The sequence below is a fragment of the Pseudomonas sp. Fl4BN1 genome, assembly GCF_009908285.1.
Taxonomy (GTDB): Bacteria; Pseudomonadota; Gammaproteobacteria; order Pseudomonadales; family Pseudomonadaceae; genus Aquipseudomonas.
In genome coordinates this window covers 30191-51569 of sequence record NZ_JAAARM010000039.1, presented here as the reverse complement: position 1 = coordinate 51569, position 21379 = coordinate 30191, and the positions used below count along the sequence as shown (strand labels likewise).

At 59.8% G+C, this 21379-nt stretch carries 20 protein-coding genes and 1 pseudogene; 11 read left to right on the top strand and 10 right to left on the bottom strand.

From position 1 onward, the window contains the following. Nucleotides 1-378: 378 nt before the first annotated feature. Complete coding sequence (locus GV818_RS35195; protein ID WP_372242130.1) at nucleotides 379-1167, bottom strand: methyl-accepting chemotaxis protein; 789 nt, start codon at nucleotides 1165-1167, stop codon at nucleotides 379-381. Nucleotides 1168-1233: 66 nt separating this feature from the next. Further along, nucleotides 1234-1989 (bottom strand): annotated as a pseudogene (locus tag GV818_RS35190) (MCP four helix bundle domain-containing protein); the annotation flags it as partial. 536 nt (nucleotides 1990-2525) lie between these two features. Between GV818_RS35190 and GV818_RS28845 the strand changes: the two are divergent. After that, nucleotides 2526-2882 carry a DUF6572 domain-containing protein gene (locus GV818_RS28845; RefSeq protein ID WP_161778179.1) on the top strand — a complete coding sequence of 119 codons (357 nt, stop codon included), beginning with the start codon at nucleotides 2526-2528 and terminating at the stop codon, nucleotides 2880-2882. 320 nt (nucleotides 2883-3202) lie between these two features. Here GV818_RS28845 and GV818_RS28840 read toward each other — a convergent pair whose 3' ends face one another. The 5 genes from GV818_RS28840 to GV818_RS28820 all read right to left on the bottom strand — a co-directional run bounded on the left by GV818_RS28840 (nucleotide 3203) and on the right by GV818_RS28820 (nucleotide 10472). After that, entirely contained in the window at nucleotides 3203-3634 is a 432-nt protein-coding gene (locus tag GV818_RS28840) for an SRR1 family protein (protein ID WP_161778178.1), read from the bottom strand. Between the two features lie 149 nt (nucleotides 3635-3783). After that, on the bottom strand, nucleotides 3784-6132 hold the full coding sequence (locus GV818_RS28835; protein ID WP_161778177.1) for a penicillin-binding protein 1A: 2349 nt from the start codon (nucleotides 6130-6132) through the stop codon (nucleotides 3784-3786). An 87-nt stretch (nucleotides 6133-6219) separates the two neighbouring features. Continuing rightward, nucleotides 6220-8130 (bottom strand): penicillin-binding protein 2, encoded by a 1911-nt coding sequence (mrdA, locus tag GV818_RS28830; RefSeq protein ID WP_161778176.1) that lies wholly within the window; start codon nucleotides 8128-8130, stop codon nucleotides 6220-6222. 184 nt (nucleotides 8131-8314) lie between these two features. Further along, nucleotides 8315-10006 (bottom strand): peptidoglycan D,D-transpeptidase FtsI family protein, encoded by a 1692-nt coding sequence (locus GV818_RS28825; protein ID WP_372242129.1) that lies wholly within the window; start codon nucleotides 10004-10006, stop codon nucleotides 8315-8317. A gap of 88 nt (nucleotides 10007-10094) precedes the next feature. Beyond that, nucleotides 10095-10472 carry a peptidoglycan-binding domain-containing protein gene (locus tag GV818_RS28820; protein ID WP_161778175.1) on the bottom strand — a complete coding sequence of 126 codons (378 nt, stop codon included), beginning with the start codon at nucleotides 10470-10472 and terminating at the stop codon, nucleotides 10095-10097. Between the two features lie 195 nt (nucleotides 10473-10667). On the opposite strand from GV818_RS28820, the gene GV818_RS28815 reads away from it, so the two are divergent. Together GV818_RS28815 and GV818_RS28810 are read left to right on the top strand one after the other, a co-directional pair. Beyond that, nucleotides 10668-11579 carry a LysR family transcriptional regulator gene (locus GV818_RS28815; protein ID WP_161760049.1) on the top strand — a complete coding sequence of 304 codons (912 nt, stop codon included), beginning with the start codon at nucleotides 10668-10670 and terminating at the stop codon, nucleotides 11577-11579. Between the two features lie 212 nt (nucleotides 11580-11791). Beyond that, nucleotides 11792-12148 (top strand): DUF6572 domain-containing protein, encoded by a 357-nt coding sequence (locus GV818_RS28810; RefSeq protein ID WP_161778174.1) that lies wholly within the window; start codon nucleotides 11792-11794, stop codon nucleotides 12146-12148. Between the two features lie 45 nt (nucleotides 12149-12193). Here the strand turns inward: GV818_RS28810 and GV818_RS28805 are convergent, their stop codons facing one another. From GV818_RS28805 to GV818_RS28795, 3 genes are all read right to left on the bottom strand, one after another. After that, on the bottom strand, nucleotides 12194-12448 hold the full coding sequence (locus tag GV818_RS28805) for an Imm32 family immunity protein (RefSeq protein ID WP_161778173.1): 255 nt from the start codon (nucleotides 12446-12448) through the stop codon (nucleotides 12194-12196). Between the two features lie 181 nt (nucleotides 12449-12629). Further along, nucleotides 12630-13013, bottom strand: a complete 384-nt coding sequence (locus tag GV818_RS28800; RefSeq protein ID WP_161760052.1) for a c-type cytochrome — start codon at nucleotides 13011-13013, stop codon at nucleotides 12630-12632. Between the two features lie 385 nt (nucleotides 13014-13398). Further along, nucleotides 13399-14268 (bottom strand): AraC family transcriptional regulator, encoded by an 870-nt coding sequence (locus GV818_RS28795; RefSeq protein ID WP_161760053.1) that lies wholly within the window; start codon nucleotides 14266-14268, stop codon nucleotides 13399-13401. A 384-nt stretch (nucleotides 14269-14652) separates the two neighbouring features. Here GV818_RS28795 and GV818_RS28790 point away from each other — a divergent pair, with 384 nt between their 5' ends. The 8 genes from GV818_RS28790 (at nucleotide 14653) to GV818_RS28755 (ending at nucleotide 21373) form a co-directional block, all read left to right on the top strand. Continuing rightward, nucleotides 14653-14925, top strand: a complete 273-nt coding sequence (locus GV818_RS28790) for a DUF5339 family protein (protein WP_256679548.1) — start codon at nucleotides 14653-14655, stop codon at nucleotides 14923-14925. A 70-nt stretch (nucleotides 14926-14995) separates the two neighbouring features. Continuing rightward, nucleotides 14996-15706, top strand: a complete 711-nt coding sequence (locus GV818_RS28785; RefSeq protein ID WP_178125167.1) for a DUF1266 domain-containing protein — start codon at nucleotides 14996-14998, stop codon at nucleotides 15704-15706. A gap of 463 nt (nucleotides 15707-16169) precedes the next feature. Next, on the top strand, nucleotides 16170-16946 hold the full coding sequence (locus GV818_RS28780; RefSeq protein ID WP_161778172.1) for an ABC transporter substrate-binding protein: 777 nt from the start codon (nucleotides 16170-16172) through the stop codon (nucleotides 16944-16946). Nucleotides 16947-17037: 91 nt separating this feature from the next. Further along, nucleotides 17038-17727: an ABC transporter permease gene (locus tag GV818_RS28775; RefSeq protein WP_161778171.1), complete on the top strand. Its 690-nt coding sequence runs from the start codon at nucleotides 17038-17040 to the stop codon at nucleotides 17725-17727. Nucleotides 17728-17740: 13 nt separating this feature from the next. After that, complete coding sequence (locus GV818_RS28770; protein ID WP_161778170.1) at nucleotides 17741-18439, top strand: ABC transporter permease; 699 nt, start codon at nucleotides 17741-17743, stop codon at nucleotides 18437-18439. A gap of 9 nt (nucleotides 18440-18448) precedes the next feature. After that, on the top strand, nucleotides 18449-19561 hold the full coding sequence (locus GV818_RS28765; protein ID WP_161778169.1) for a succinylglutamate desuccinylase/aspartoacylase family protein: 1113 nt from the start codon (nucleotides 18449-18451) through the stop codon (nucleotides 19559-19561). An 18-nt stretch (nucleotides 19562-19579) separates the two neighbouring features. Continuing rightward, on the top strand, nucleotides 19580-20344 hold the full coding sequence (locus tag GV818_RS28760) for an ABC transporter ATP-binding protein (protein ID WP_161778168.1): 765 nt from the start codon (nucleotides 19580-19582) through the stop codon (nucleotides 20342-20344). Nucleotides 20345-20464: 120 nt separating this feature from the next. Continuing rightward, nucleotides 20465-21373, top strand: a complete 909-nt coding sequence (locus tag GV818_RS28755) for a MurR/RpiR family transcriptional regulator (protein WP_161778167.1) — start codon at nucleotides 20465-20467, stop codon at nucleotides 21371-21373. Nucleotides 21374-21379 lie beyond the last annotated feature (6 nt).

Below are 21379 nucleotides of genomic sequence, written 5' to 3'. Positions count from 1 at the left end.
CATTACAACCATCGGCGTTGTCACTCTGCCTCGAACAACCTGCCGCCAGCTGCTTTTGAAAGGCTGGCGGCCTAATACTCCTACAGGATGGTCCAAAAAAACTGGACCACTACAAGCCAGCTCCTACGGTGGCCCAACCAGCACACATCTCTGTAGGAGCCGGCTTGCCGGCGAAGAGGTCCGTAGGCCATGCAGTGCCTGGACGGGCGCCTTCGCTGGCAAGCCAGCTCCTACGGTGGCCCAACCACCACATATCTCTGTAGGAGCCGGCTTGCCGGCGAAGAGGTCCGTAAGCCATGCTGCGCCTGGACGGGCGCCTTCGCTGGCAAGCCAGCTCCTACGGAGGGGACAGGCCATCGTAGGGCAAGAAAACCGCGCTCAAACCTTGAACCGCGCCACCAACCGGTTCAACTCGATCGCCAGATTGGCCATCTCCCCACAAGCACTGGCCGTCTGGCTGGCCCCCGCCGAGCTCTGAATCGACAGCTCGCGAATACTGGTCAGGTTCTGGTCCGCTTCACGCGCCACCTGCGCCTGCTCTTCCGAGGCGGTGGCAATCAGCAGGTTGCGTTCGTTGATCTGGGTAATCGCCTGGGCGATCTGCTTGAGGGACAGGTCGGCGTTCTGCGCCACGGCAATCGAGCCGTTGGCCATCTCCACGCTGACGTTCATGGCACTCACCGCCTGGGTCGAATCGGCCTGGATCGCGGTGATCATCTGTTCGATTTCCTGGGTCGACTGCTGGGTGCGGTGGGCCAGGGCCCGCACTTCATCGGCCACCACCGCAAAGCCGCGGCCCTGCTCACCGGCGCGGGCGGCTTCAATGGCCGCGTTGAGGGCCAGCAGGTTGGTCTGCTCAGCAATCGCGCGAATCACTTCCACCACTTTGCTGATGTCCTGAGCCCTGCCGGACAGCGCCTTGACCTGCTCGCCGGTGCTGGCGACGTTGCTGGCCAGGCCTTCGATGGCTTTCAGGGTCTGGGCCACGTTGTCGATGCCGGAACGGGTGAACTCCATGGACTCGCGGGAGGACTGGGCAGCAGCGTCGGCATTGCGCGCCACCTCGTCCACCGCGGCGCTCATTTCGGTCACCGCCGTGGCCGCCTGATTGACCTCGTCGTTCTGCCGCACCAGCCCGCGGCTGGCGTCTTCGGTCACCGCGGTCATTTCTTCCGAAGCCGAGGCCAGTTGGGTTGAAGAGTCGGCGATGTGGGCAATGGTTTCCCGCAAGTTGCCCTGCATCTGCGCCAGGGCGGCCAGCAGGCGGCCGGCTTCATCGCGGCCACTGACGCCGATCTCCCGGGACAGGTCGCTGCCGGCAATGCGCTCGGCCACCGCCAGGGCATCGCCGATGGGCGCGGTGATGCTGCGGGTCAGTACGGTGGCCAGCACCACGGTGAGCACCACCGTCACCCCCATCAACACCAGCACCAGCGTCAGGCCGCTGCTGTAAACCGACGAGGAGGTGATCCCCGCCTGCCTCGCGCCCTCGTCATTGAAGTCCGAGAGCTTGTCCATCTTCTCCTGCATGGCGTTGGTCATGGGGCTGATGCGGGTGTTGATCAAGGTGATGGCCGCGGCGTTGTCACCGCTGCGCAGCAGCGGCTCCAGCTCGTCCACCAGCTTGAAATAGGCCTGCACATCGGTCGCCACCGCCTGGTACAGCTCACGCTCCGCCGGCCCGGTAATCAGAGGTTCGTACTGGCTGATGGTGTTCTGCAGGGTGGATCGATAACCGCTCAACGAGGCGATGCGAGTCTGGCGCTGTTGTTCGTCGGTGGTCACGGTGATGCGGATGCTTTCCAGACGCAGGCGCAAGACGCCGGTCTTCATCTTGCCGATCTCGCGGATGCTGGCCATCCAGTTGGTCTCGACGTCCTGCTCGGAGTCTCGCAGCTTGCCCATTTGCAGGACAGCGACAATCCCCAGGGCCAAAACCACCAGGACAATGAGTGAGAAAAAAGCCGCAGACCTTGGAGCGAGGTTCATTGCCCTGACGTTCATTTTTTATCTCTCTAAGAGAATGGTCGGTACTTCCCTGCTGTCACTCCACGCTATCGACTGAGTGTCAGAGAGCTGCAAACAAGCCGACGACTGGGTTAGCGGCCCACCCGGCACGGCAACGTCGATACTCACTCGGGTCTATCCAGACCTATCGGGATCGCAGGCCCCACTCCGTCCTCCTGCGCCCCTGAACCACCCCTTGGCGGGTGAGCATCAGTTAAGTCGAATAACGCGGCCCGCGCCGTCTCGACTCTTCTGGGGAGTGGCACCTGAAGCCCGGCGTCTATCCACCGCTGGGCCTAACAAGCCGTAGCAGATAATGGCATTTCGTCACTACCGTCGATCCGACAGCTCTTGAAAACCGCTCGACGCCGTTCGACCAGGTTGCGCCTGAACGGAGCAAGACCCGGCAGCCCACCCTGGCCTCGCCCACGTGCCAGAACGACGACCAGCAACTGCCCACTGAAGAAACCAACCGCTACGGCCTATAATGCCGCCCCCCACGTTCTGAAGGATCAGCAATGTCCATCACCAACCCAAAAGTCATCGATATCTGGGCAATCCCCAAATCCGCGCCCGACAGCCTGCTGTTGATCATGGTCGACCCCCTCGAATGGGGTGACGAAGCGGCACACAGCGAACACCTGCTCCTGCTGCAAGAGAAGATCAACACCTACATCACCTTTATCGAAAGTGACGAGATCTACAGCGAAATTCCCGATGCCTGTGGCAAGCACCTGATTTTCCGAGTGCTGGGTTTGCACGAAGTGCCAGAGCAGGTCGATTGGTTTTTCAAACGCATTACCGAGATCCTCAACGATCGCGGCATTGGCTTCGATTTCGAGCTGAAAGTGAACGAAGAAGCTCCCAGCCTGTAGCTCGCTCCCTGCGCGCTCCCCGATTGAGCTGCGCGCAGGAATACCTTATGCCGGCAGGATCAGCGCCCGATCAAGCGCAATGAAATCCACATGCTGCTCATGGGAAAACCCTCGATCACCTCTTGCCGGTGCGGGCGGTCGGCAACAGGCTCGCTCCACCGTCATCAGTGCTCCCTCCCCCCTCCTTCTGCAACCGCGCAATCAGTGCAGTTCGAGCACCCCGCCCGCGTGACGGGTGGAGCCAGCAAACCGCATGGGGGCTTGCCTATTGTCAGGCTGCCGGCCAGGGCACCGAGAGTGAGCCGGGCGCGAATGAAATTCTATTTGAACTCGAAATACTCTCTCATCATTGCAATGGGCTTCATCGGTTCCACATTCAAGAAACCCAACACCTCAAGAAACCACGAGAGGTTATCTCCCAACACGGAAATATCGTCCTCATCATTCGCCAGCAGACAAATGGCCAGTCGTGCCTGCAACACGTCCCGATCCTTGAGCTCTCGTATTGCTCCTTGCTCATCGATTTTTGCCCACCAGACTGCAGCCTGCGCCTTGCAGCGCTCAACAGGAATTTCCCCGGCAACATAGGCTTTCGCCAGCCGCAAAGGATCCTGCTCGCAGCCAGAGAACTTGATCTCCAGTTCTTCCAGAACCTTGATCAGGAATCCGAGCTGGTGTTTGAGCGCAGCAGAGCTTTCAGTGGCCCGAATAATTGAACCGATATTGAATTTCTTGAAGTCATCCGGATTCATGCATCAACCTTGAAACTGAGTAAAGGATCACGACGATGGGGGCCCGATCATCATCGGCAACGCGCACATCCTATGGCCAAATATTCATTACGCAATGGTTGCTGGAAAATCGCTGGGTCGGTTCTCGCCATCAGGGCCCTGCCCGGCCACTAGAAGAGTTCCTGCAGCGTGCGCTGCATGTCCGCGGCGCCGTCGACAGATGCCCCCTCACCTGCGCCCACCGGCGGCGCATTGTCACTCCTGAACACCTCCATCGCGGTGCGGGAAGAATCCGCACTGGCCGCCGTGCCGTCCTCCAGGTTGATGCGCCGGGTCACGATGCCAGCCGGCTCCGCCTGGGAATAAGGCGCCGTGCCCTCAAGCGCGGCCGTCATGAACTCCATCCAGATCGGCAGCGCGATGGTCACGCCCCATTCGCGCCGTCCCAGGCTCTGCGGTTGGTCGAAGCCGGCCCAGACGCTGGTGACGTTGTGGCCGTTGTAACCGGTGAACCAGGAGTCCTTGGCCTCGTTGGTGGTGCCGGTCTTGCCGCCGATGTCCGGGCGATGCATGGCCGCGGCGGCGCGGCCGGTGCCACGCTGGACCACGCCCTGCAGCAGGCTGGTGAGCAGGTAGGTGGTGCGGCTGTCGACGATCTGTTCCGCCGACGTCTCGGGGGCCGGCTGCTGCGGGGTGGGCGCCGCTGGCGGGCGAGCCTGGAACAGGATCGCGCCCTTGCGGTCTTCAATCCGCTCGATGAAGTACGGGCTGATCTTGTAGCCGCCGTTGGCAAAAGTACTCCAGCCGGCCACCACTTCCATGGGGGTGACCGAAGCGGTGCCCAGGGCCAGGGACAGGTTGTGGGGCAGGTCCTCGCGGTCGAAACCAAAACGCGTGATGTAGTCGATGGTTCGCTCCACCCCCATGGCTTGCAGCAGGCGGATGGAGACCATGTTGCGTGAACGGTTGAGGGCTTCGCGCAGGCGAATCGGCCCCAGGAAGGTGCGGTTCTCATTTTGCGGGCGCCACACCGGCCCGGCGTCGCCGCCGCCCACGACAATGGGGGCGTCGTTGACCAGGGTCGCCGGGGTGTAGCCGCTGTCGAGGGCCGCGCAGTAGATGAAGGGCTTGAAACTCGACCCGGGTTGACGCTTGGCCTGCAGCACCCGGTTGAAGCTGCTTTGCTGAAAATCGAAGCCGCCCACCAGCGCTTGTATCGCGCCGTCTTCAGGGGCGATTGACACCAGGGCGCCCTGGGCCCTGGGCACCTGGCTGAAGCCCAGCAGCGAGTCGTTCTGCGGGTCGACGCGCACCACATCCCCGACCTTGACCACATCGGCCGGCCGCACCGGCGCGCGCCCCAGGGCGCTGTGGCCAAGGTAGGGGCGCGCCCACTTCATGCTGCTCCAGGGCACGGAGTGTGCCTGGCCGCTGGCGTCCACCAGGCTGATGCTCTGTTCGAAGACCTGGGTCACCGCCATCGCTGGCAAGCCGCCATAGGCCGGATAGCGCTTGAGTTGCTCGGGCCATTGATCGCTGACCTTGCCGGCGAAATGGCCTTCAGGGCCGCGGTAACCGTGGCGCTTGTCGTAGACCTTCAAGCCGTTGCGCAACGCCGAGGTGGCCGACGCCTGCAACTGGCTGGGCACCGTGGTCACCACCCGCAAGCCTTGGGTGTAGGCCGCATCGCCAAAGCGGCGGAGCATGTCCGCCCTGGCCATTTCGGCGATGTAGGGGGCATCGATCTCGGGTTCCGGGGCGTGGTAGCTGGCGTCCACCTCTTCAGCCAATGCAGCTTGATAGCGCTGCCGATCAATGCTGCCCAGCTCGTACATGCGCCCCAGGATCCAGTCGCGACGCTGCTGGGCCCGGGCCGGGTTATTGATCGGGTTGTAGCGCGATGGCGCCTTGGGCAGCCCGGCAATCATCGCCACCTGGGCCAGGGTCAGTTGCGATACCGGCTTGCCGTAATAGACGTTGGCCGCCGCCACTATTCCGTAGGCACGCTTGCCCAGGTAGATCTTGTTCACATACAGGTTGAAGATTTCCTCCTTGCTCAGGCTGCGCTCGATCTGCAGGGCCAGGAGGATCTCGGTCAACTTGCGCGACAGGGTTCGCTCGCGGCTGAGGAAGAAGTTCTTCGCCACTTGCATGGTGATGGTGCTGCCCCCGGAGCGCACGTGGCCGCTCTTGAGCAGTTGCAGCGCGGCCCGCAGCAGGCCGGCCGGATCGACCCCGGCGTGGTGATAGAAGTTGCCATCCTCGGCGGCCATCAGGGCCGAGCGAAAGTCCGGCGGAATGTCCGCGCTGGCAATGGGTACACGGCGCACTTCGCCGAACTCGGCGATCAGCTTGCCATCCCGGGTGAAGACCTGCAGCGGCTCCTGCAGATGCACGTCCCTGAGGGCCGCGACATCGGGCAGTTGGGGTTGCAGATAAAGGTAGGTACCGCTAGCGGCGAGCAGCAGCACGCTGACCAGTGCCAGCAGGCTCCAGCCCAGATAGTTGATGAATCGCACCCGTTGTGTCCTCAGTGACCGTGTTGAATGTGCATGCCGGCGGCATCGCGCTTGCCGCGATGGCCATGGGCAAAGGTTTCTGCGCGCTTAGCTGGCGTTCAGCGTCAGCGTGCTTGCGGGTTTGTCGAACGATGCCGGCTCGGCGAACTGCGCCTTGAGATGGCCATTGCCATCCAGCAGCCAGGCATCCATGACCTTCCTCACCACCGGGCCGGCCACCCGGGCCCCGGCCTCGCCGTTCTCGATCATCACCGCCACCACGATGGCCGGATGTTCGGCCGGGGCGAAGCCGACAAACAGCGCGTTGTCGCGGTGCCGTTCATGGGTCTTGTTGCGGTTGTAGCGCTCGCCCTGCTTGATCGCCACCACCTGCGCCGTGCCGCTCTTTCCAGCGATGCGGTATTGCGCGCCCTTGGCGGCGCCTCGGCCGACACCACGGGGGTTGTGCATCACCCTCTGCATGCCGTCGATGACCTGATCCCAGATATGCGCATCGTTCAGCACGATGTTGGCCATGGGGTTTGGGTCCACCGGCTGGCGCCCCCCCACCGATAACGCCAGGTGCGGCCGTTGCCAGACCCCGCGATTGGCAATCAGGCTGGTGGCCTGGGCCAGTTGCAGGGGGGTGACCTGCATGTAGCCCTGGCCGATGCCCAGGATCAGCGTTTCCCCGGGGTACCACTCTTGGCGACGGGTTGCGCGCTTCCACTCAGGGGATGGCATCAACCCCGCGGCCTCTTCGAACAGGTCCATCGAGACCTTCTGCCCCAGGCCAAACTCACTGAGGTAGCTGTGCAGCCGCCTGACGCCCAACTTGTGGGCCAGGTCATAAAAGTAGGTGTCATTGGAGCGCATGATGGCGTCGTACATGTCCACCCAACCGTCGCCACCGCGGTTCCAGTTGCGGTATTTGTGCTTGTAGTTTGGAAGCTCGTAATAACCCCGGTCGAACACCCGGCTGCTGGCCGTTGTGACGCCACTGTCGAGCCCGGCCACTACCACCATGGGCTTGATGGTCGAGCCCGGTGGGTAGAGCCCGCGCAGAACCCGGTTGAACAGCGGCATATCGGCGGAGTCGCGCAAGGCGGCGTAGCGTTGGGTCGAGATGCCTTTGACAAAGGGATTGGGATCGAAACTGGGCCGGCTGACCATGGCCAACACTTGCCCGGTGGCCGGGTCCAACGCCACTACCGCGCCGCGCCGGTCGCCCAGGGCATCCTCGGCCGCGCTTTGCAGTTGCACATCGAGGGTCAGCACGATGTCCTGCCCCTGAACCGGGTTGTGCCGGCGCAACACACGCATCACCCTGCCCTGGGCATTGGTCTCGACTTCTTCAAAGCCCATCTGGCCGTGCAACGCCTGTTCATAAAAGCGCTCGATTCCGGTCTTGCCGATCAGCTGGCTTCTCAGGTATTTCGCCGGATCAAGGCGGCGATACTCCTGCTCGTTGATGCGCCCGACATAACCGACCGAGTGGGCAAAATGGTCGCCCAGAGGGTACTCCCTCAAGAACTGGGCCTGCACCTCCACACCCGGCAAGAGGAACTGATTCACCGCCACCAGGGCGATCTGTTTTTCGCTCAGGTCGAACATCAGCGTAACCGGCTCGAAGGCCCTTCTGGCGCGGCGCAGGTCGTTCTCGATGCGGCTTTTTTCGGCCAGCGACAGGTCCAGGATCCTCACCAGGTTACTCACCACCCAGCCGGTATCCCCGGCCCGTTCACGGGTCAACATCAGATTGAAGGCCGGCACATTATTGGCCAGGAGCACTTTATTGCGGTCGTAAATAACCCCGCGCTCCGGCGGAATCGGCCGTATATGGACCCTGTTTTTCTCCGCCACGGAAACCTGATATTCATGCTGCGTCACTTGCAGAACATAGAGCCGGACAATCAGCGCAGCGGTCAGCAACACCACCAGTACAGCGCTGGCGATTATCCTCCCGGTTATGATTCCAGCTTCTGTGTGTGGGTCCTTCAGGTTGATCAAATCCGCCATTGGTCACTCTTACTGCACAGGAATGACGGGCAGCCAAAACGGCGGCCAAACACTCATTGAAAGGAACGCTTTAAACCTGGAGCACAGTTGCACCGGGCAACCGCCAACTCTGGATAACCTCAGCCACAGGCAGGCCCACAGCGGACAGCCGTGAATCTGTTCAGTGACGGTAAACGTGCCGGTGTCAGATGTTGTCCGGGACTACATGATTCAGCCGCAGGGTGTGCGCCATGATGCGACTGAACAAGGGCGCCGATACCAGCCCACCGAAAAAGCCCTGGGCCCTGGGGTTATCCACTACCACGACAATTACATACCTGGGGTTTGTCGCTGGCGCGAAGCCGGCGAACATGGCGCGGTAGGAGTTAGCCAGGTACCCCTTTGCCCCGACGCTGGTCTTTCTCGCCGTTCCGCTTTTACCGCCAACGTGATAACCGGGCACTTTCGCGCGATAGATACCCCTGGGCCCTTCAACAACTTGCACAAGCATGTCTTTCACGGTGTTGGCCACACTGGCGGGAATGACCTGAGTGCCATTGGGTGCTGTAGACACTCGCAGCAGCGAAGTTGGAACGCTGACACCGCCGTTGACCAACGTGGCATACGCTCTGGCCAACTGCAGCGCAGTGACCGACACACCATAGCCATAGGACAAGGTCGCGGTTTCGCTGGGGCGCCATTCAGGACGCCGAGTGAGCACCCCGCTCTGCTCACCGGGAAAACCGATGCCCGTCGCCTGACCCAGACCGACCCGGCGCAACAGCTCGTAAACCTTCTGTCCGCCAATATCAAAAGCCACTTTGCTGATGGCCACGTTGCTCGAGCGCACCAGGATGCCGGTCATGTCCAGCGTCTCGCCCGCCGTCCTGGAAGCGTCCCGAATCGTATACCTGCCGATCTTCAAAGTACCGGTCTCCACATGCACCGTATCCGCAGGTTGCCAACGCCCGGTTTCCAGCGCCGCCGCCACGGAAAACGGCTTCATGGTGGACGCTGGCTCAAAGACATCGACCACCGCACGGTTGCGCATCATCGATGGCGTGAGCTGCGAGCGATTGTTGGGGTTGTATGAAGGGTGATTGGCCAGCGCCAGAATCTCACCGCTCTTGACATCCAGGATCACGACGCTGCCAGCCTCCGCCGCATTTTGCTCAACGCCTTTGAGCAACTCCCGGCTGGCGACATATTGCAGCCGCAGATCCAGGGATAGCTGCAGCGTCTGCCCGGGCTTGGCCGGGTGTGAAACCCCCAGGTCCTGGATCAGTTGACCGCGCCGATCCTTGACCACCCGCTGCTTGCCATCACGCCCGCGAAGCACATTCTCATACGCCAACTCGACCCCTTCGCTGCCGCGGTTATCGATATCGGTAAAGCCGGTGACATGAGCGGCGATTGAGCCCGCCGGGTAAAACCTGCGGGATTCCTGCAGCGTATAAACACCCGCGCTGTTGAGCTGATGCACCGCCTGCATCATCCGCTCCGCCACCTGCGGCGGAATGCGTCGGTGCAGGTAGGCAAATTCCTTGTTCTGGTTACGCAGAATGATTGAACTCAAGCCACTCTCTGGAACGTCCAGCGCCTGGGCCAGCGCTGTCCAATTGGGCTTTTCAGCCAGCAGCTCCCTGGGGTTCAGCCAGACCGTTGTCACCGGCGTACTCACGGATAAAGGCTGCCCATTTCGATCGGTGATCAAACCCCGATACGCCGGCAAAGCGACGTATCGCAAACTTCGGGCATCGCCTTGCCTGATCAGAAATGCCTTGTCGGTTATTTGCAGTTGGATAATCCGTGCACAAACAATAAGGGACATTGCTGCTACGAGAAAAACCGCCAGCCTGAATCGCCACGGATAGCGAGGTGAAGTCGCCCGGGTCAAAGCCATAATAATAAAACCACTTTCCAACCGGTAACCTTGGACACTGACAGGACAACGCTTCCTTTTACGGGCCCTTCAAGCCACGCACTTATTCCGATAACCATAAGGGAGACCTTATATTCAGCCTCTTCAGGATCTCTGCATTGATGCTGCCCGTTAATGGCAGTTCGCAGTCCATCTGGAACAGGAAGATGGCCTCTGCGGTTTGCTCTCCTGCCACGCCGTCCACTGCTCCTTGATAATAATTGCGCTCTGCCAGCGCCCGTTGCAGCGTGCCGATCACCTCTGCAGCCAAGGGTGAATGGGGGGCTTGCACCCAGTAGTGGCTATCGACCGACCCACATCGTTGCACTTCAATCGGTGCGGCATCGTCCGTAGTGACTGGAGCCCCCAGCAAACCCGCGGGGGTTTCAAAAGCGCAGCCAAAGAGCACGATGAGCCCGAAATACCTGGAGTGGCGCGTCATACTTCAACCTCGGGTTTCAAGCTTTTCATCCAACCGCCAAGCCCCAAGTTGCCGCTGAAAAAACCGCACTAACAGATACTTTCCAGGAACAACAAACATCCTCATCAGCTCTCTAGTGCGACCTGCAATTTGTTTTGGCAGGCCATTTTTACGGCTGATACAATATAGATCAACACCTCATCCAAGCTATCTGATATGAATCATATTGATATCGAAACCGTGGACCTCAACCTGTTGAGAGTCTTTGTGGCCCTGATAGAAGAAGGCGGTGCCAGCCGTGCGGCGATCCGGCTCGGCGTCACCCAGCCGGCGGTCAGTGCTTCCCTGGGGCGCTTGAGGGACATCTATGGCGACCCGTTGTTTGAGCGGACGGGCCGTGGCCTGAGGCCAACCATGCGGGCGAACGAGTTGTACCCGCTGATCGAAGAGGCGATTAACCGCTGCAGACTGGCCCTTGCCATGTCATCCGGCGGCCAGCAAGTGAAGGGCCGCACTATCACCATCGGGCTCTCTGATGACAGTGAAATAGCACTCGGGCAGAAGATTCTTTCGGCTGTGGAAGAACGCCTGCCCGGGCTGCGCATCATCTTCCGACAAACCCACAGCGGCGTCGTACAAGACATGCTCATGGGCCAGAAGATAGACATTGCCATCTCCGCAGGCGGCTTGTCGTCGCAACTGATCACCCGGATCCGCCTCGGACGAGGCAACTACCTATGCATCGCAGATGCCGACAACCCCATTCCGCTGACCGCCGAAGATTATGCGCAACGCCCGCACCTGCTGGTTTCATCCGGGGGTTATGTGGGCATTGTTGACGAAGGGCTGAACAATGCCGGTCTGACCCGCACCATCAAGGCCTCCACTTCACACTTTGCCGCGGTTCCTTTTTTGCTGATTGGCTCAAAGCTGATCACCACCGTGCCCACCCATGCCGCACGGGCAATGGAAAAGATCACCTCGCTGCACATCTTTCCCTGCCCCGTGCCGATGCCGTCCTATGAACTGGAGCTGGGTATACGAGTGGGCAGCAAACATGACAACACGCTGCAAGTGGTCAAATCACTGCTGCTGGACTCGATCAGGGAGCATTTTTTCCTGCAGTGAAAAGCCGGGACTTTTCTATGAATGCCTTGGGGGCTTTCTTCGAAAGCAGCCAGAAGCTGCGCTGCAGAGGGTTTTACGACAGCAGGAGCAGCTCAGCATTTTTCCGAGAACCTGGTCAGCCAAACCCAGAGCCGCCACCCACTACTGCGCCCCAAAGCAACCGCCAGCCTCGTCATACAATGCTTTCCACTCGACCTCCTGAAGGATCAGACATGTCCATCACCAACCCCAGAGTCATCGATATCTGCGCAACTCCCAAGGATGAGTCCAACAGCGTGCTATTGATTATCACCGACCACCTGGAATGGGGAGACAAAGCGGCACAAGGCGAACACCTGCTCCTGCTTCAAGAGAAGATCAACGCCTACATCGCCTTTATCGAAAGTGGCGAGATCTACACCGAGATTCCCGGTGCTTACGGCAAGTACCCCATCATCCGTGTCCTGGGATTGTATGAACTCCCGGAGCAAGCCAAGTGTTTCATTGAACGCGTTACCGAGATGCTCCATGACGTGGGTATCGGCTTCGAGTTTGAGCTTAAAGTTTACGAAAGAATTCGCAACATGTAGCCCGCAGCCTGCGTGGTTGGCGCTCGAGCAGACCGCAGGGATGCCTCATGCGGGCTTGATCAACTTCTGGTTGAGTACGATGAAGTCCACATGTTCCTTGTGCGAAAAACTCTCGATCACGTCTTGCAGATGCACATGCTCCCGCCCGTTTACTGCCATTTCGTACGAAGCATTGATCAGGAAAATACCCAGCTCCCTGAGTGTCTCCGGCTCGGCGAGAATCGAAATCTCATCCAGCTGGATGCTTGTGTCGCTGTCAACGGCGGTTCCATGCACGGTAAATTTCTTCAGCTTGTTCAACGCTTGAATTCCTGCACTCATAGGTCACTTTTGCATCGCGATGCAGATCCGGGATTTGGCCGATCCCCGCTTTGCTCCTGACTGCCCGCGTCTACTGGAAAGCACTCTCTCAAATCTGCCGACAACGCCTGGGCGGGCGTTATCCGAGATTGTTGATTAGCGATGCGCCCCACATCTCAAATCATCGACTTCTTGAAATCACGCCACTCATGTATTGATTTAAATCGCGAAAATCCTGAACACTCCAAGCGTGTGGCGCAACCTTTACACCATTCTCTCGCAACGTCCTTGGAATCAAGTCGCCATTTGGACGCAGTATTACCGATGAGACGATAACGCCCGGGTAATCATTCAGCCGTTTCTTGAAAGCGGCTGTTGTCAGGTCCGGTGTAGGAGGATTGCTTTTATGAGCCAGTGGTCCGGTTGCCTTGATATCGACTCCATGGCACATGGCGCATCGCTGTAAATAGAGATTTTTCCCACTGGCATTATCCGCAAGGGATAGTGATGTTTGAATCAGCGATAGAATCCCTAGCGAAGCGCTGAACAGTATTTTTATTTTCATTTCTCATACAACCTTGTTTTACAAATAAGAGCTTAACCGAGAGCGAACTCCGGAACTACCACCGCACCACTCAACGCTCTTGACAACCTTCGAACCCAGATCACTCATCAGCAATGTACCCTCTTCGCGGGAGATGAACTTCAGATCAAAGTCAGCGGCTGGCTAAATCAGCACCTGTACCGGGGTGCGTCAGCACCGCTACATAGACTAGCGGCTGTCTCCCCGCCAACTCCAGGCCAACCGACAGGCCGCCATCTTGCTCTTGATTTGGCTTTTGATCTTGATCTGCTTGCCCCATTAATCACGATGGCCGAACGCAGGCATTGAGCCGCGGCTAACCCGGCAAGGATGCCAGGTTAGCCGCGCCAGTCGACACGTCCGCCCACTACTGCAACGGCACATAAACATCCGTCAACCACAGCTCCTGCGCAGTCTCCGGATAAACACTCAAATACTCAAAAAACAGCGGCTGATCCCGCAGTTCCTCCCCACTGCCCGGAAGCCAATCGCGATAAACCGGGTAGATCGTTTCACCGATATGATCCGGCGACCCTACATGCCGCACCACTGCACAGCGTCCACCCGCAATGACAATCTCCCGGACACCAGACTCATTCGGAGCCACCGCCTCCCGAATCTCACCGCAGATGGCAAAGCGAAACGCCTGCGGCGGCGTGGTATCCGGATTGCCGTAGGGAATACCGAAACTGCGGCTCGACGCCACCGGCGACTGCCCACTCTGCATGCGCCAATCGATAAACCTGCGCACACTTTCATCGACCAGCCCGGCAGGCCCGCAGTGCTCCAGCGCTGCGACCCGGATCTCGGCAAAGTCCACGATTCGTACCTGCATGATGATGCTCCTGGAAAAATGAGGGATAGCGAACACCGCATTCCAGACCTGCCAGTTCGGCTGCTTCCGAAACACACTCGGCGTCATGCCGAACGCCCGCCTGAACGCCCTGGAAAATGCCTCGGGACTTTCGAAACCCGCACCAAGTGCGGCTTCCAGCACCGAGTAATCCGCCTGGGACGCCAGACGATGCGCCGCATCGCGTAACCGCATCAGTTGCACATAACGTGAAACCGGCACGCCCACGAATGCGGTGAATTGCCGATGGAAGTGAAACGCCGAAAAGTTCGCCACATGACTCAACGTCCTCACCGAAAGGTCGCCTTCAAGATTGGCATCGATATAGGCGAGTACAGCATTGAAGCGTTTCGCGTAGGCGGCGTTGATCGGCATGTCAGACACTGGGCAAAGACTCCGGGAATTACGGTAGGCAAAGGGTCGACGAAATCGGCATGACCGCGCCTAGCCGCTCTTGCTCAAGACACGCTGGAGTGACCCCATGCCGCCGCCTCCAGAACGTCGGAAAAGCGAGCACATTCCGAGTATCCGCTTCCGGGCGCAAGCTCTCTCATATCGGCCGGTACAACCAGGAACGACTTTAGAGCAACAGCCAAAGCCTGCGCAGGACACAACCACCCCGCCCCCCTGCCACACCACCCCAGCCAATTTGTTCAGAAACAAACTCGGAAAAGCCCGCAAACCGATTAAGACTCTTCTCATATCTAAAATCCCTCCCCGCCCTCAGGTTATGCGCGCAACTAAAAACACATCACTGAGAAATAAATCATGAAAAAAGCTCTCGCAGCATTCGCATCAATTTCCGCACTCGCCTTATCCAGCGCCACCCTGGCCGCCGACCTCGGCCCCTCGTGCACCGAATACTTCCAGCAAATTGATGAATTCGTAGCGGCCAACCCTCAGGGCGAATCAATGAAGTCGCAATACGAGCTAACAAAAAAACAAATGAAAGAAATGCCGAGCACGGTTCAAGAGCCGGCATGCAAGCAAGCATCTGACATGATGAAACAAGCCATGAGCAAGATGCCAGCCAGCAAGTAACCCGATAGGCACGTATAACCAAACATACGTGCCGCACCATCAGCACCACCACTCTTATAGAATTTTCACAATGAATACAGTCATCTTAGTTGGATGTGCCTTTGCTGTTTACCTGGCCATACTTCTCATCTTCATGAAGCGCAAAAAAACAGCTCAACTCACCGAATTCAAATCTCGCCACTCCGGCACTTCGCTCGATGAAAAGCAAAAAAACGCCTTGGCGTTTGGCGGAATCCTGTTCAGTAATCGATTTGAAAAAATTCTCAGCATCTTCCCAGAAGATGACTTGAACAAATACATCGCAGGACTCAAACACGAATGGGAAATCGAGAGCCCCGATACTGCGAAAGAAACACTGGGTGAACTGATCAAGCTCTCCAAGAGCAAAGACATCGATCAATACATTGAAAGTGCGCTTAATCCAGAGATTAAAGCCGTGCAGAAAAGCATTGCAAAAGAACTGGGAATATCACTGGCGACAGTAGAACGCACCCGGTCCACTTTTGCCTGGGACACCATGAGAGCGGTGTCATTGGCCAGATGGTGTTATTGGGCGGGTTATCTGAGCGAACAAGAGACCTGGGCATTTATCCACGATGCTGTCGATATTGCCCGCCGACTTGGAACTGGCTGGGAAGATTACACCGTATCTTTTTTGCTGGGCAGAACCCTTCACGGCTTTGACCTTGACGACATCAGCTCGATGGCTAAGTACATCCTCAATGGAAAAGCCAGGGGCAGTCAGGACACCGATATTTATCTGAAGTATTCGTACAAATAAAACAGCCCAGACACCTCTGCGCCGGAGTTTTTATCAGCGTCCGGCGCACAACACCCAGGCCCACCCGTACGCACCATGTCAAACCCGACTTCCAATTGCGCCTTGCCTGGGTAGAACCAAGAAGGTCGACGTGACCTTGCCAGGCCAGGTGCTTCGGCAGATCGATCGCTGCTTGCACAAGCACACCCTCAAGCGCCGGCCATCTTGTCTGACGGATGCGGCGCTGGAAAAAAACGGCCGATAAAGGCCTCCGCACGCCCCACACGATCTCGGACTCAATGCCCGCAGCGACCGGACTCTGGGCCATTTCTCACGACCCAGACTGATATGATTTTTTTCAATACTGTTGCAGATAGATTTTTATTGTGTCATTTATAGCCTCGCCGATCACGGGACTGATCCACCGCGCCACCCCGGATGGCGGGCACCCGTTTCCCCCAATGCCCTGCAAGGAGTCAACAATATGAACAAGACCGAACTTCTAGGTGCTCTGCTGCTCTGCGCGTCCAGCTTGCTGGCCCATGCCGACGAAGACAGCCTGCGCATCGGTATCGAAGCCGCCTACCCGCCCTTCTCCTTCAAGACCCCCGAGGGCAATGTCAGCGGCTTCGATTACGACATCGGCAACGCCTTGTGCGAAGAAATGAAGGTCAAGTGCGAGTGGGTCATCCAGGAGTTCGACGGCATGATCCCGTCGCTCAAGGTGCGCAAGATCGATGCCGTGCTGTCGTCGATGTCGATCACCGAAGACCGGATGAAGTCCGTGGACTTCAGCAAAAAGTACTACCACACGCCGGGCAAGTTCGCGATGAAGGCCGGCAACCTGATCAATGACCCGTTGGTGGACCTCAAGGGCAAGAAAGTCGGCGTGCAACGCGCCTCGACCTACGATCGTTTTGCCACCGAGCAACTGGAGCCGGCCGGTGTGGTCGTGGTGCGCTACGGCTCACAGAACGAAGCCTTCCTCGATCTGGCCTCAGGCCGCCTGGACGCCACCCTGGCGGATATCGTCAACACCAACGAGAGCTTCATCAAGACCGCCGCAGGCCAGGGTTTCGCCCTCACCGGGCCGGACATCAACGACCCGAAATACTTTGGCCGGGGCGCCGGGATCGCCGTGCGCAAAGGCGACGGCGCCAACGTCGCGCGGCTGAATGCGGCGATTGACGCCATTCGCGCCAATGGCAAATACCAGCGCGTGATGGCCAAGTACTTCGCGTTCGATATCTACGGCGAGTAAGCCTGTCCCTGAGCCCCGGCGCCGGCCTGTTGCAGGCGTCTCCCGGGGCTTGTGTTGCGCGCCTCGCGGCGCTCGCTTGAGGAACTTCATCATGCTCCAAGGCTACGGATCGAGCATTCTCGATGGCGCCTGGCTGACCATCAACCTGGCCCTGACGTCCATGTCCCTGGCGATTGCCCTGGGCCTGATCGGCGCGGCCTTGCGCCTGTCACCCATGAAATGGCTGGCGCTGCTCGGGGAAAGCTACACCACCCTGATTCGCGGGATTCCCGACCTGGTGCTGATCCTGCTGATTTTCTATGGCGGCCAGGATCTGGTGAACCGCCTGGCCCTGGCGCTCGGCTACGCCCGCTACATCGACATCAACCCCTTTATCGCTGGGGTCTGCACCATGGGCTTCATTTTTGGCGCCTACCTCTCGGAGACCTTTCGCGGTGCCTTCATGGCCATTCCCAAGGGCCAGGCCGAGGCAGGCATGGCCTATGGCATGAGCGGTGCGCAGGTGTTCTGGCGGATTCTGGTGCCGCAGATGGTGCGTTTCGCCATTCCCGGGTTCACCAACAATTGGCTGGTGCTGACCAAGTCCACTGCGCTGATCTCGGTGATCGGCTTGCAGGACATGATGTTCAAGGCCAAGAACGCAGCGGATGCCACCCACCAGCCCTTTACCTTTTTCCTCGCGGTGGCGGCGCTGTATCTGATGCTCACCAGCCTGTCGTTGCTGGTGCTGCGCTGTCTGGAAAAACACTACTCGGTCGGCATCAAAGCCGCCGAACTGTGAGGGGGAACGATCGATGATTCTCGACTACCAACTGATCTGGGAAAACCTGCCGCTGTACCTCAACGGCGCCCTGGTGACCCTCAAGGTCCTGCTTATTTCCCTGGCCCTGGGCTTGGTGCTGGCAGTGCCACTGGCGCTGATGCGGGTGTCGCGTTCGCCGCTGATCAACGCGCCGGCCTGGCTCTATACCTACGTGATTCGCGGCACGCCGATGCTGGTGCAATTGTTCCTGATCTACTACGGCCTGGCGCAATTCGAAGCCGTGCGTCAAAGCCTGTTCTGGCCTTACCTGTCCAGCGCGACCTTTTGCGCCTGCCTGGCCTTCGCGATCAACACCAGCGCCTATAGCGCCGAGCTGCTGGCCGGCAGTTTGAAATCCACGCCCCCGGGCGAGATCGAAGCTGCCAAGGCCATGGGCATGTCACGCCTGACCCTGTACCGGCGCATTCTCCTGCCGTCGGCCTTGCGCCGGGCACTGCCGCAGTACAGCAACGAAGTGCTGATGATGCTGCAAACCACCAGCCTGGCTTCCATCGTCACCCTGGTCGACATCACCGGGGCGGCGCGCACGGTCAGCTCGCGGTTCTACCTGCCGTTCGAGGCGTTCATCACCGCCGGTCTCATCTACCTGGTCCTGACTTTCATTCTGGTGCGTCTGTTCAAGCTGGCCGAGCGCCGCTGGCTGGCGTACCTGGCACCGCGCAAGCACTAAGGAGCTGCCATGGAGCACATTCAATACCGATTGCCGTGGAGTGCCTCGGGCACCGAACGCACGCTGACGCTGTTTCGTTTTGGCAGCGGCACCCGCAAAGCCTATATCCAGGCGTCGTTGCATGCCGACGAGCTGCCGGGAATGCGCGTCGCCGTCGAACTCAAGCGCCGGCTTCTGGAGCTGGAAACACAAGGCCGCCTGACCGGGGTGATCGAGTTGGTGCCGATGGCCAATCCGATCGGCATCGCCCAGATGTTCCAGGCCACCCACCAGGGGCGCTTCGAGTTCTCCAGCGGCAAGAACTTCAATCGCGACTTCCCGGAACTGTTCGAGCCGGTTGCAGCAGAGCTGCAAGGGCAATTGGGCTCCGACGCCGAGGCCAATGTCGCGCTGATCCGCCGCACCATGGCCGAGACCCTCGCGGCCATGCCGGCCCCCGCCTCGGAACTCGACGGCCTGCGCCGCCTGCTGCTGCAGCATGCGTGCAACGCCGATCTGGTGCTGGACCTGCACTGCGATTTCGAATCGATCATGTTGCTGTACGCCATGCCGCAACACTGGCCGCGCCTGCAGTCACTGGCTGCGCGCCTCGGCACCGGGGTCACGTTGCTGGCCGAAGATGCCGGCGGCAGTGCCTTCGACGAAGCCTGTGCGATTGCCTGGCTGCGCCTGGCGGAGCGCTTTCCCGAAGCCAACATTCCCCTGGCGTGTGCGGCCACCACCATCGAACTGCGCGGCATGGCAGACACCGAGCGCGAGCAATGCACCGACAGCGCCGAAGCCATTCTCGGCTACCTCGCCGAGCAAGGCCTGATCAGCGGCGACTGGCCCGCGGCGCCGCCGAGCCATTGCCAGGCACTGCCCTTTGCCGGCGCGCAGTACGCCTGTGCGCCGCATCCGGGGGTGGTGAGTTTTCTGCAACCGCTGGGCGCAGAGGTCAAGATCGGTGACCCGCTGTTCGAAGTCATCGACCCTGTAACCGACCGCCACAGCCTGGTCCGCGCCAGCGTCGACGGCATTCTCTATGCCCGCGAACGGCTGCGCTTTGCCCAGCCCGGATTGTGGTTAGCCAAGGTGGCAGGTGCTACCCCCATTCGCCAGGGTCGCTTGCTCAGCGACTGATTCCAGAGAGTTCACAGCATGTACAAACTTGAAGTTCAGGACCTGCACAAAAGCTACGGCACGCACCAGGTGCTCAAGGGCGTATCCCTGCAGGCACAGGCCGGTGACGTGATCAGCCTGATCGGCTCCAGCGGCTCGGGCAAGAGTACCTTCCTGCGGTGCATCAACCTGCTGGAGCAACCCAATGCGGGCAGCATCTTGCTCAATGGCGAAGCGCTGAAGCTGGTGGCCAACCGGCAGGGCGGGCTGAAGGCCGCCGAGCCCAAGCAGTTGCAACGCATGCGTTCGCAGCTGTCGATGGTGTTTCAACACTTCAACCTCTGGTCGCACATGAGCGCCCTGGAAAACGTCATGGAAGCCCCGGTGCAGGTGCTCGGCCTGAGCAAGCAGGAGGCGCGGGAACGGGCCGAGCACTACCTGGAAAAAGTCGGGGTGGCACAGCGCATGAGCGCCTGGCCGGGGCACATGTCCGGTGGCGAACAGCAGCGCGTGGCGATTGCCCGCGCCCTGGCGATGGAGCCGCAGGTGATGCTGTTTGACGAGCCGACCTCGGCGCTCGACCCCGAACTGGTGGGTGAAGTGCTGAAGGTCATGCAGGATCTGGCGCAGGAAGGCCGCACCATGGTGGTGGTGACCCACGAAATGGGCTTTGCCCGAGAGGTGTCCAACCAACTGGTGTTCCTTCACCAGGGCCTGGTCGAAGAGCGCGGCGCCCCTCGCGAAGTACTGGCCAATCCGCAGTCCGAACGCCTCCAGCAGTTTCTTGCGGGAAGTTTGAAATAAGATCGCTGCGCCACCGCTCAACGCAACCCTGACGTGGTCGGCCTCGGATACACTCCAGCCGATCTCGTCAGGGCACCAGGCACAGCCCTTCTCTCACCTTCAGCCACTGTTGAGCCGGATATGCCAAGCCCATCCAAAGACACCACCGTCTACGCCGCGCCGGTCATGCGCAAACTCACGGAAATCGTTGCCGAGCTGCCGCCATCACTGCGCAAGGTGGCGGACTTCATCCTGCGTCACCCGCTCAAGGCCGCGACGCTGACCATCGAGGAGATGGCTCACGCAACATTGACCTCGCCCGCCGCCGTCAACCGCCTGGCCAAAGCCCTGGACCTGGGGGGCTACAGCGGCATGAAGGCCGAACTGGTGGCTACCTTGCAGCAGATGGTGTCGCCGGTGGACAAGCTGCGCAACGAACTGGCCCAGCGCCCGGGCGGTGCCTTCGGCCTGCACGAGCAATTGCAGAGCGCCAGCAGCAACCTGGCCACCGCCGCCAGCAACAACCACGCCGACAGTTTTGAAGCCTTCATCACCCGCCTGACCACGGCCCGCAAGGTCTACATCCTGGGGTTCGGCAACAGCGTCTACCTGGCCGGGCTCGCCGCCGCGACCCTGATGCCCTTCTGCGCCGAAGCCACGGCCATCAGCATGGAAGGTGGCAATGAAAATGCCGCGTACCGGCTGGCCGCGATCACCGCTCAGGATGTGTTGCTGGCGATCTCCCTGCCGCGCTACTCCCTCGACACCCTGCAACTGGCACGCTTCGCCAATGAACGCGGGGCAACGGTGCTGGCGATTACCGACTCGCCCGCCTCGCCGCTCACCGCGATTGCCGAGCACACGCTGTTTGCGCCTTGCGATCACCCGGTGCTGACCAGCTCCAACATCGCCGTGCTGGCCTTGATCGAAGGCCTGGTCGCCGGAGTGATGGCGCGCAATGAAAAAGCGGTGAAACTGGCCACCGAACTGACGGAAAGCGTGATGTCGTACCTGCACATTCCCAGCCAGGGCAAAGCGCTGAAAAAGTGACGGCAA

Bases quoted from the DNA above. Each gene is read 5' to 3' on its own strand.
- GV818_RS35195 (WP_372242130.1), bottom strand. From the start codon at position 1,167: ATGACCGCGGTGACCGAAGACGCCAGCCGCGGGCTGGTGCGGCAGAAC.
- GV818_RS28800 (WP_161760052.1), bottom strand. From the start codon at position 13,013: ATGAAAATAAAAATACTGTTCAGCGCTTCGCTAGGGATTCTATCGCTG.
- GV818_RS28755 (WP_161778167.1), top strand. From the start codon at position 20,465: ATGCCAAGCCCATCCAAAGACACCACCGTCTACGCCGCGCCGGTCATG.
- GV818_RS28845 (WP_161778179.1), top strand. From the start codon at position 2,526: ATGTCCATCACCAACCCAAAAGTCATCGATATCTGGGCAATCCCCAAA.
- GV818_RS28775 (WP_161778171.1), top strand. From the start codon at position 17,038: ATGCTCCAAGGCTACGGATCGAGCATTCTCGATGGCGCCTGGCTGACC.
- GV818_RS28770 (WP_161778170.1), top strand. From the start codon at position 17,741: ATGATTCTCGACTACCAACTGATCTGGGAAAACCTGCCGCTGTACCTC.
- GV818_RS28840 (WP_161778178.1), bottom strand. From the start codon at position 3,634: ATGAATCCGGATGACTTCAAGAAATTCAATATCGGTTCAATTATTCGG.
- GV818_RS28790 (WP_256679548.1), top strand. From the start codon at position 14,653: ATGAAAAAAGCTCTCGCAGCATTCGCATCAATTTCCGCACTCGCCTTA.
- GV818_RS28760 (WP_161778168.1), top strand. From the start codon at position 19,580: ATGTACAAACTTGAAGTTCAGGACCTGCACAAAAGCTACGGCACGCAC.
- mrdA (WP_161778176.1), bottom strand. From the start codon at position 8,130: ATGGCGGATTTGATCAACCTGAAGGACCCACACACAGAAGCTGGAATC.
- GV818_RS28765 (WP_161778169.1), top strand. From the start codon at position 18,449: ATGGAGCACATTCAATACCGATTGCCGTGGAGTGCCTCGGGCACCGAA.
- GV818_RS28815 (WP_161760049.1), top strand. From the start codon at position 10,668: ATGAATCATATTGATATCGAAACCGTGGACCTCAACCTGTTGAGAGTC.
- GV818_RS28810 (WP_161778174.1), top strand. From the start codon at position 11,792: ATGTCCATCACCAACCCCAGAGTCATCGATATCTGCGCAACTCCCAAG.
- GV818_RS28785 (WP_178125167.1), top strand. From the start codon at position 14,996: ATGAATACAGTCATCTTAGTTGGATGTGCCTTTGCTGTTTACCTGGCC.
- GV818_RS28820 (WP_161778175.1), bottom strand. From the start codon at position 10,472: ATGACGCGCCACTCCAGGTATTTCGGGCTCATCGTGCTCTTTGGCTGC.
- GV818_RS28780 (WP_161778172.1), top strand. From the start codon at position 16,170: ATGAACAAGACCGAACTTCTAGGTGCTCTGCTGCTCTGCGCGTCCAGC.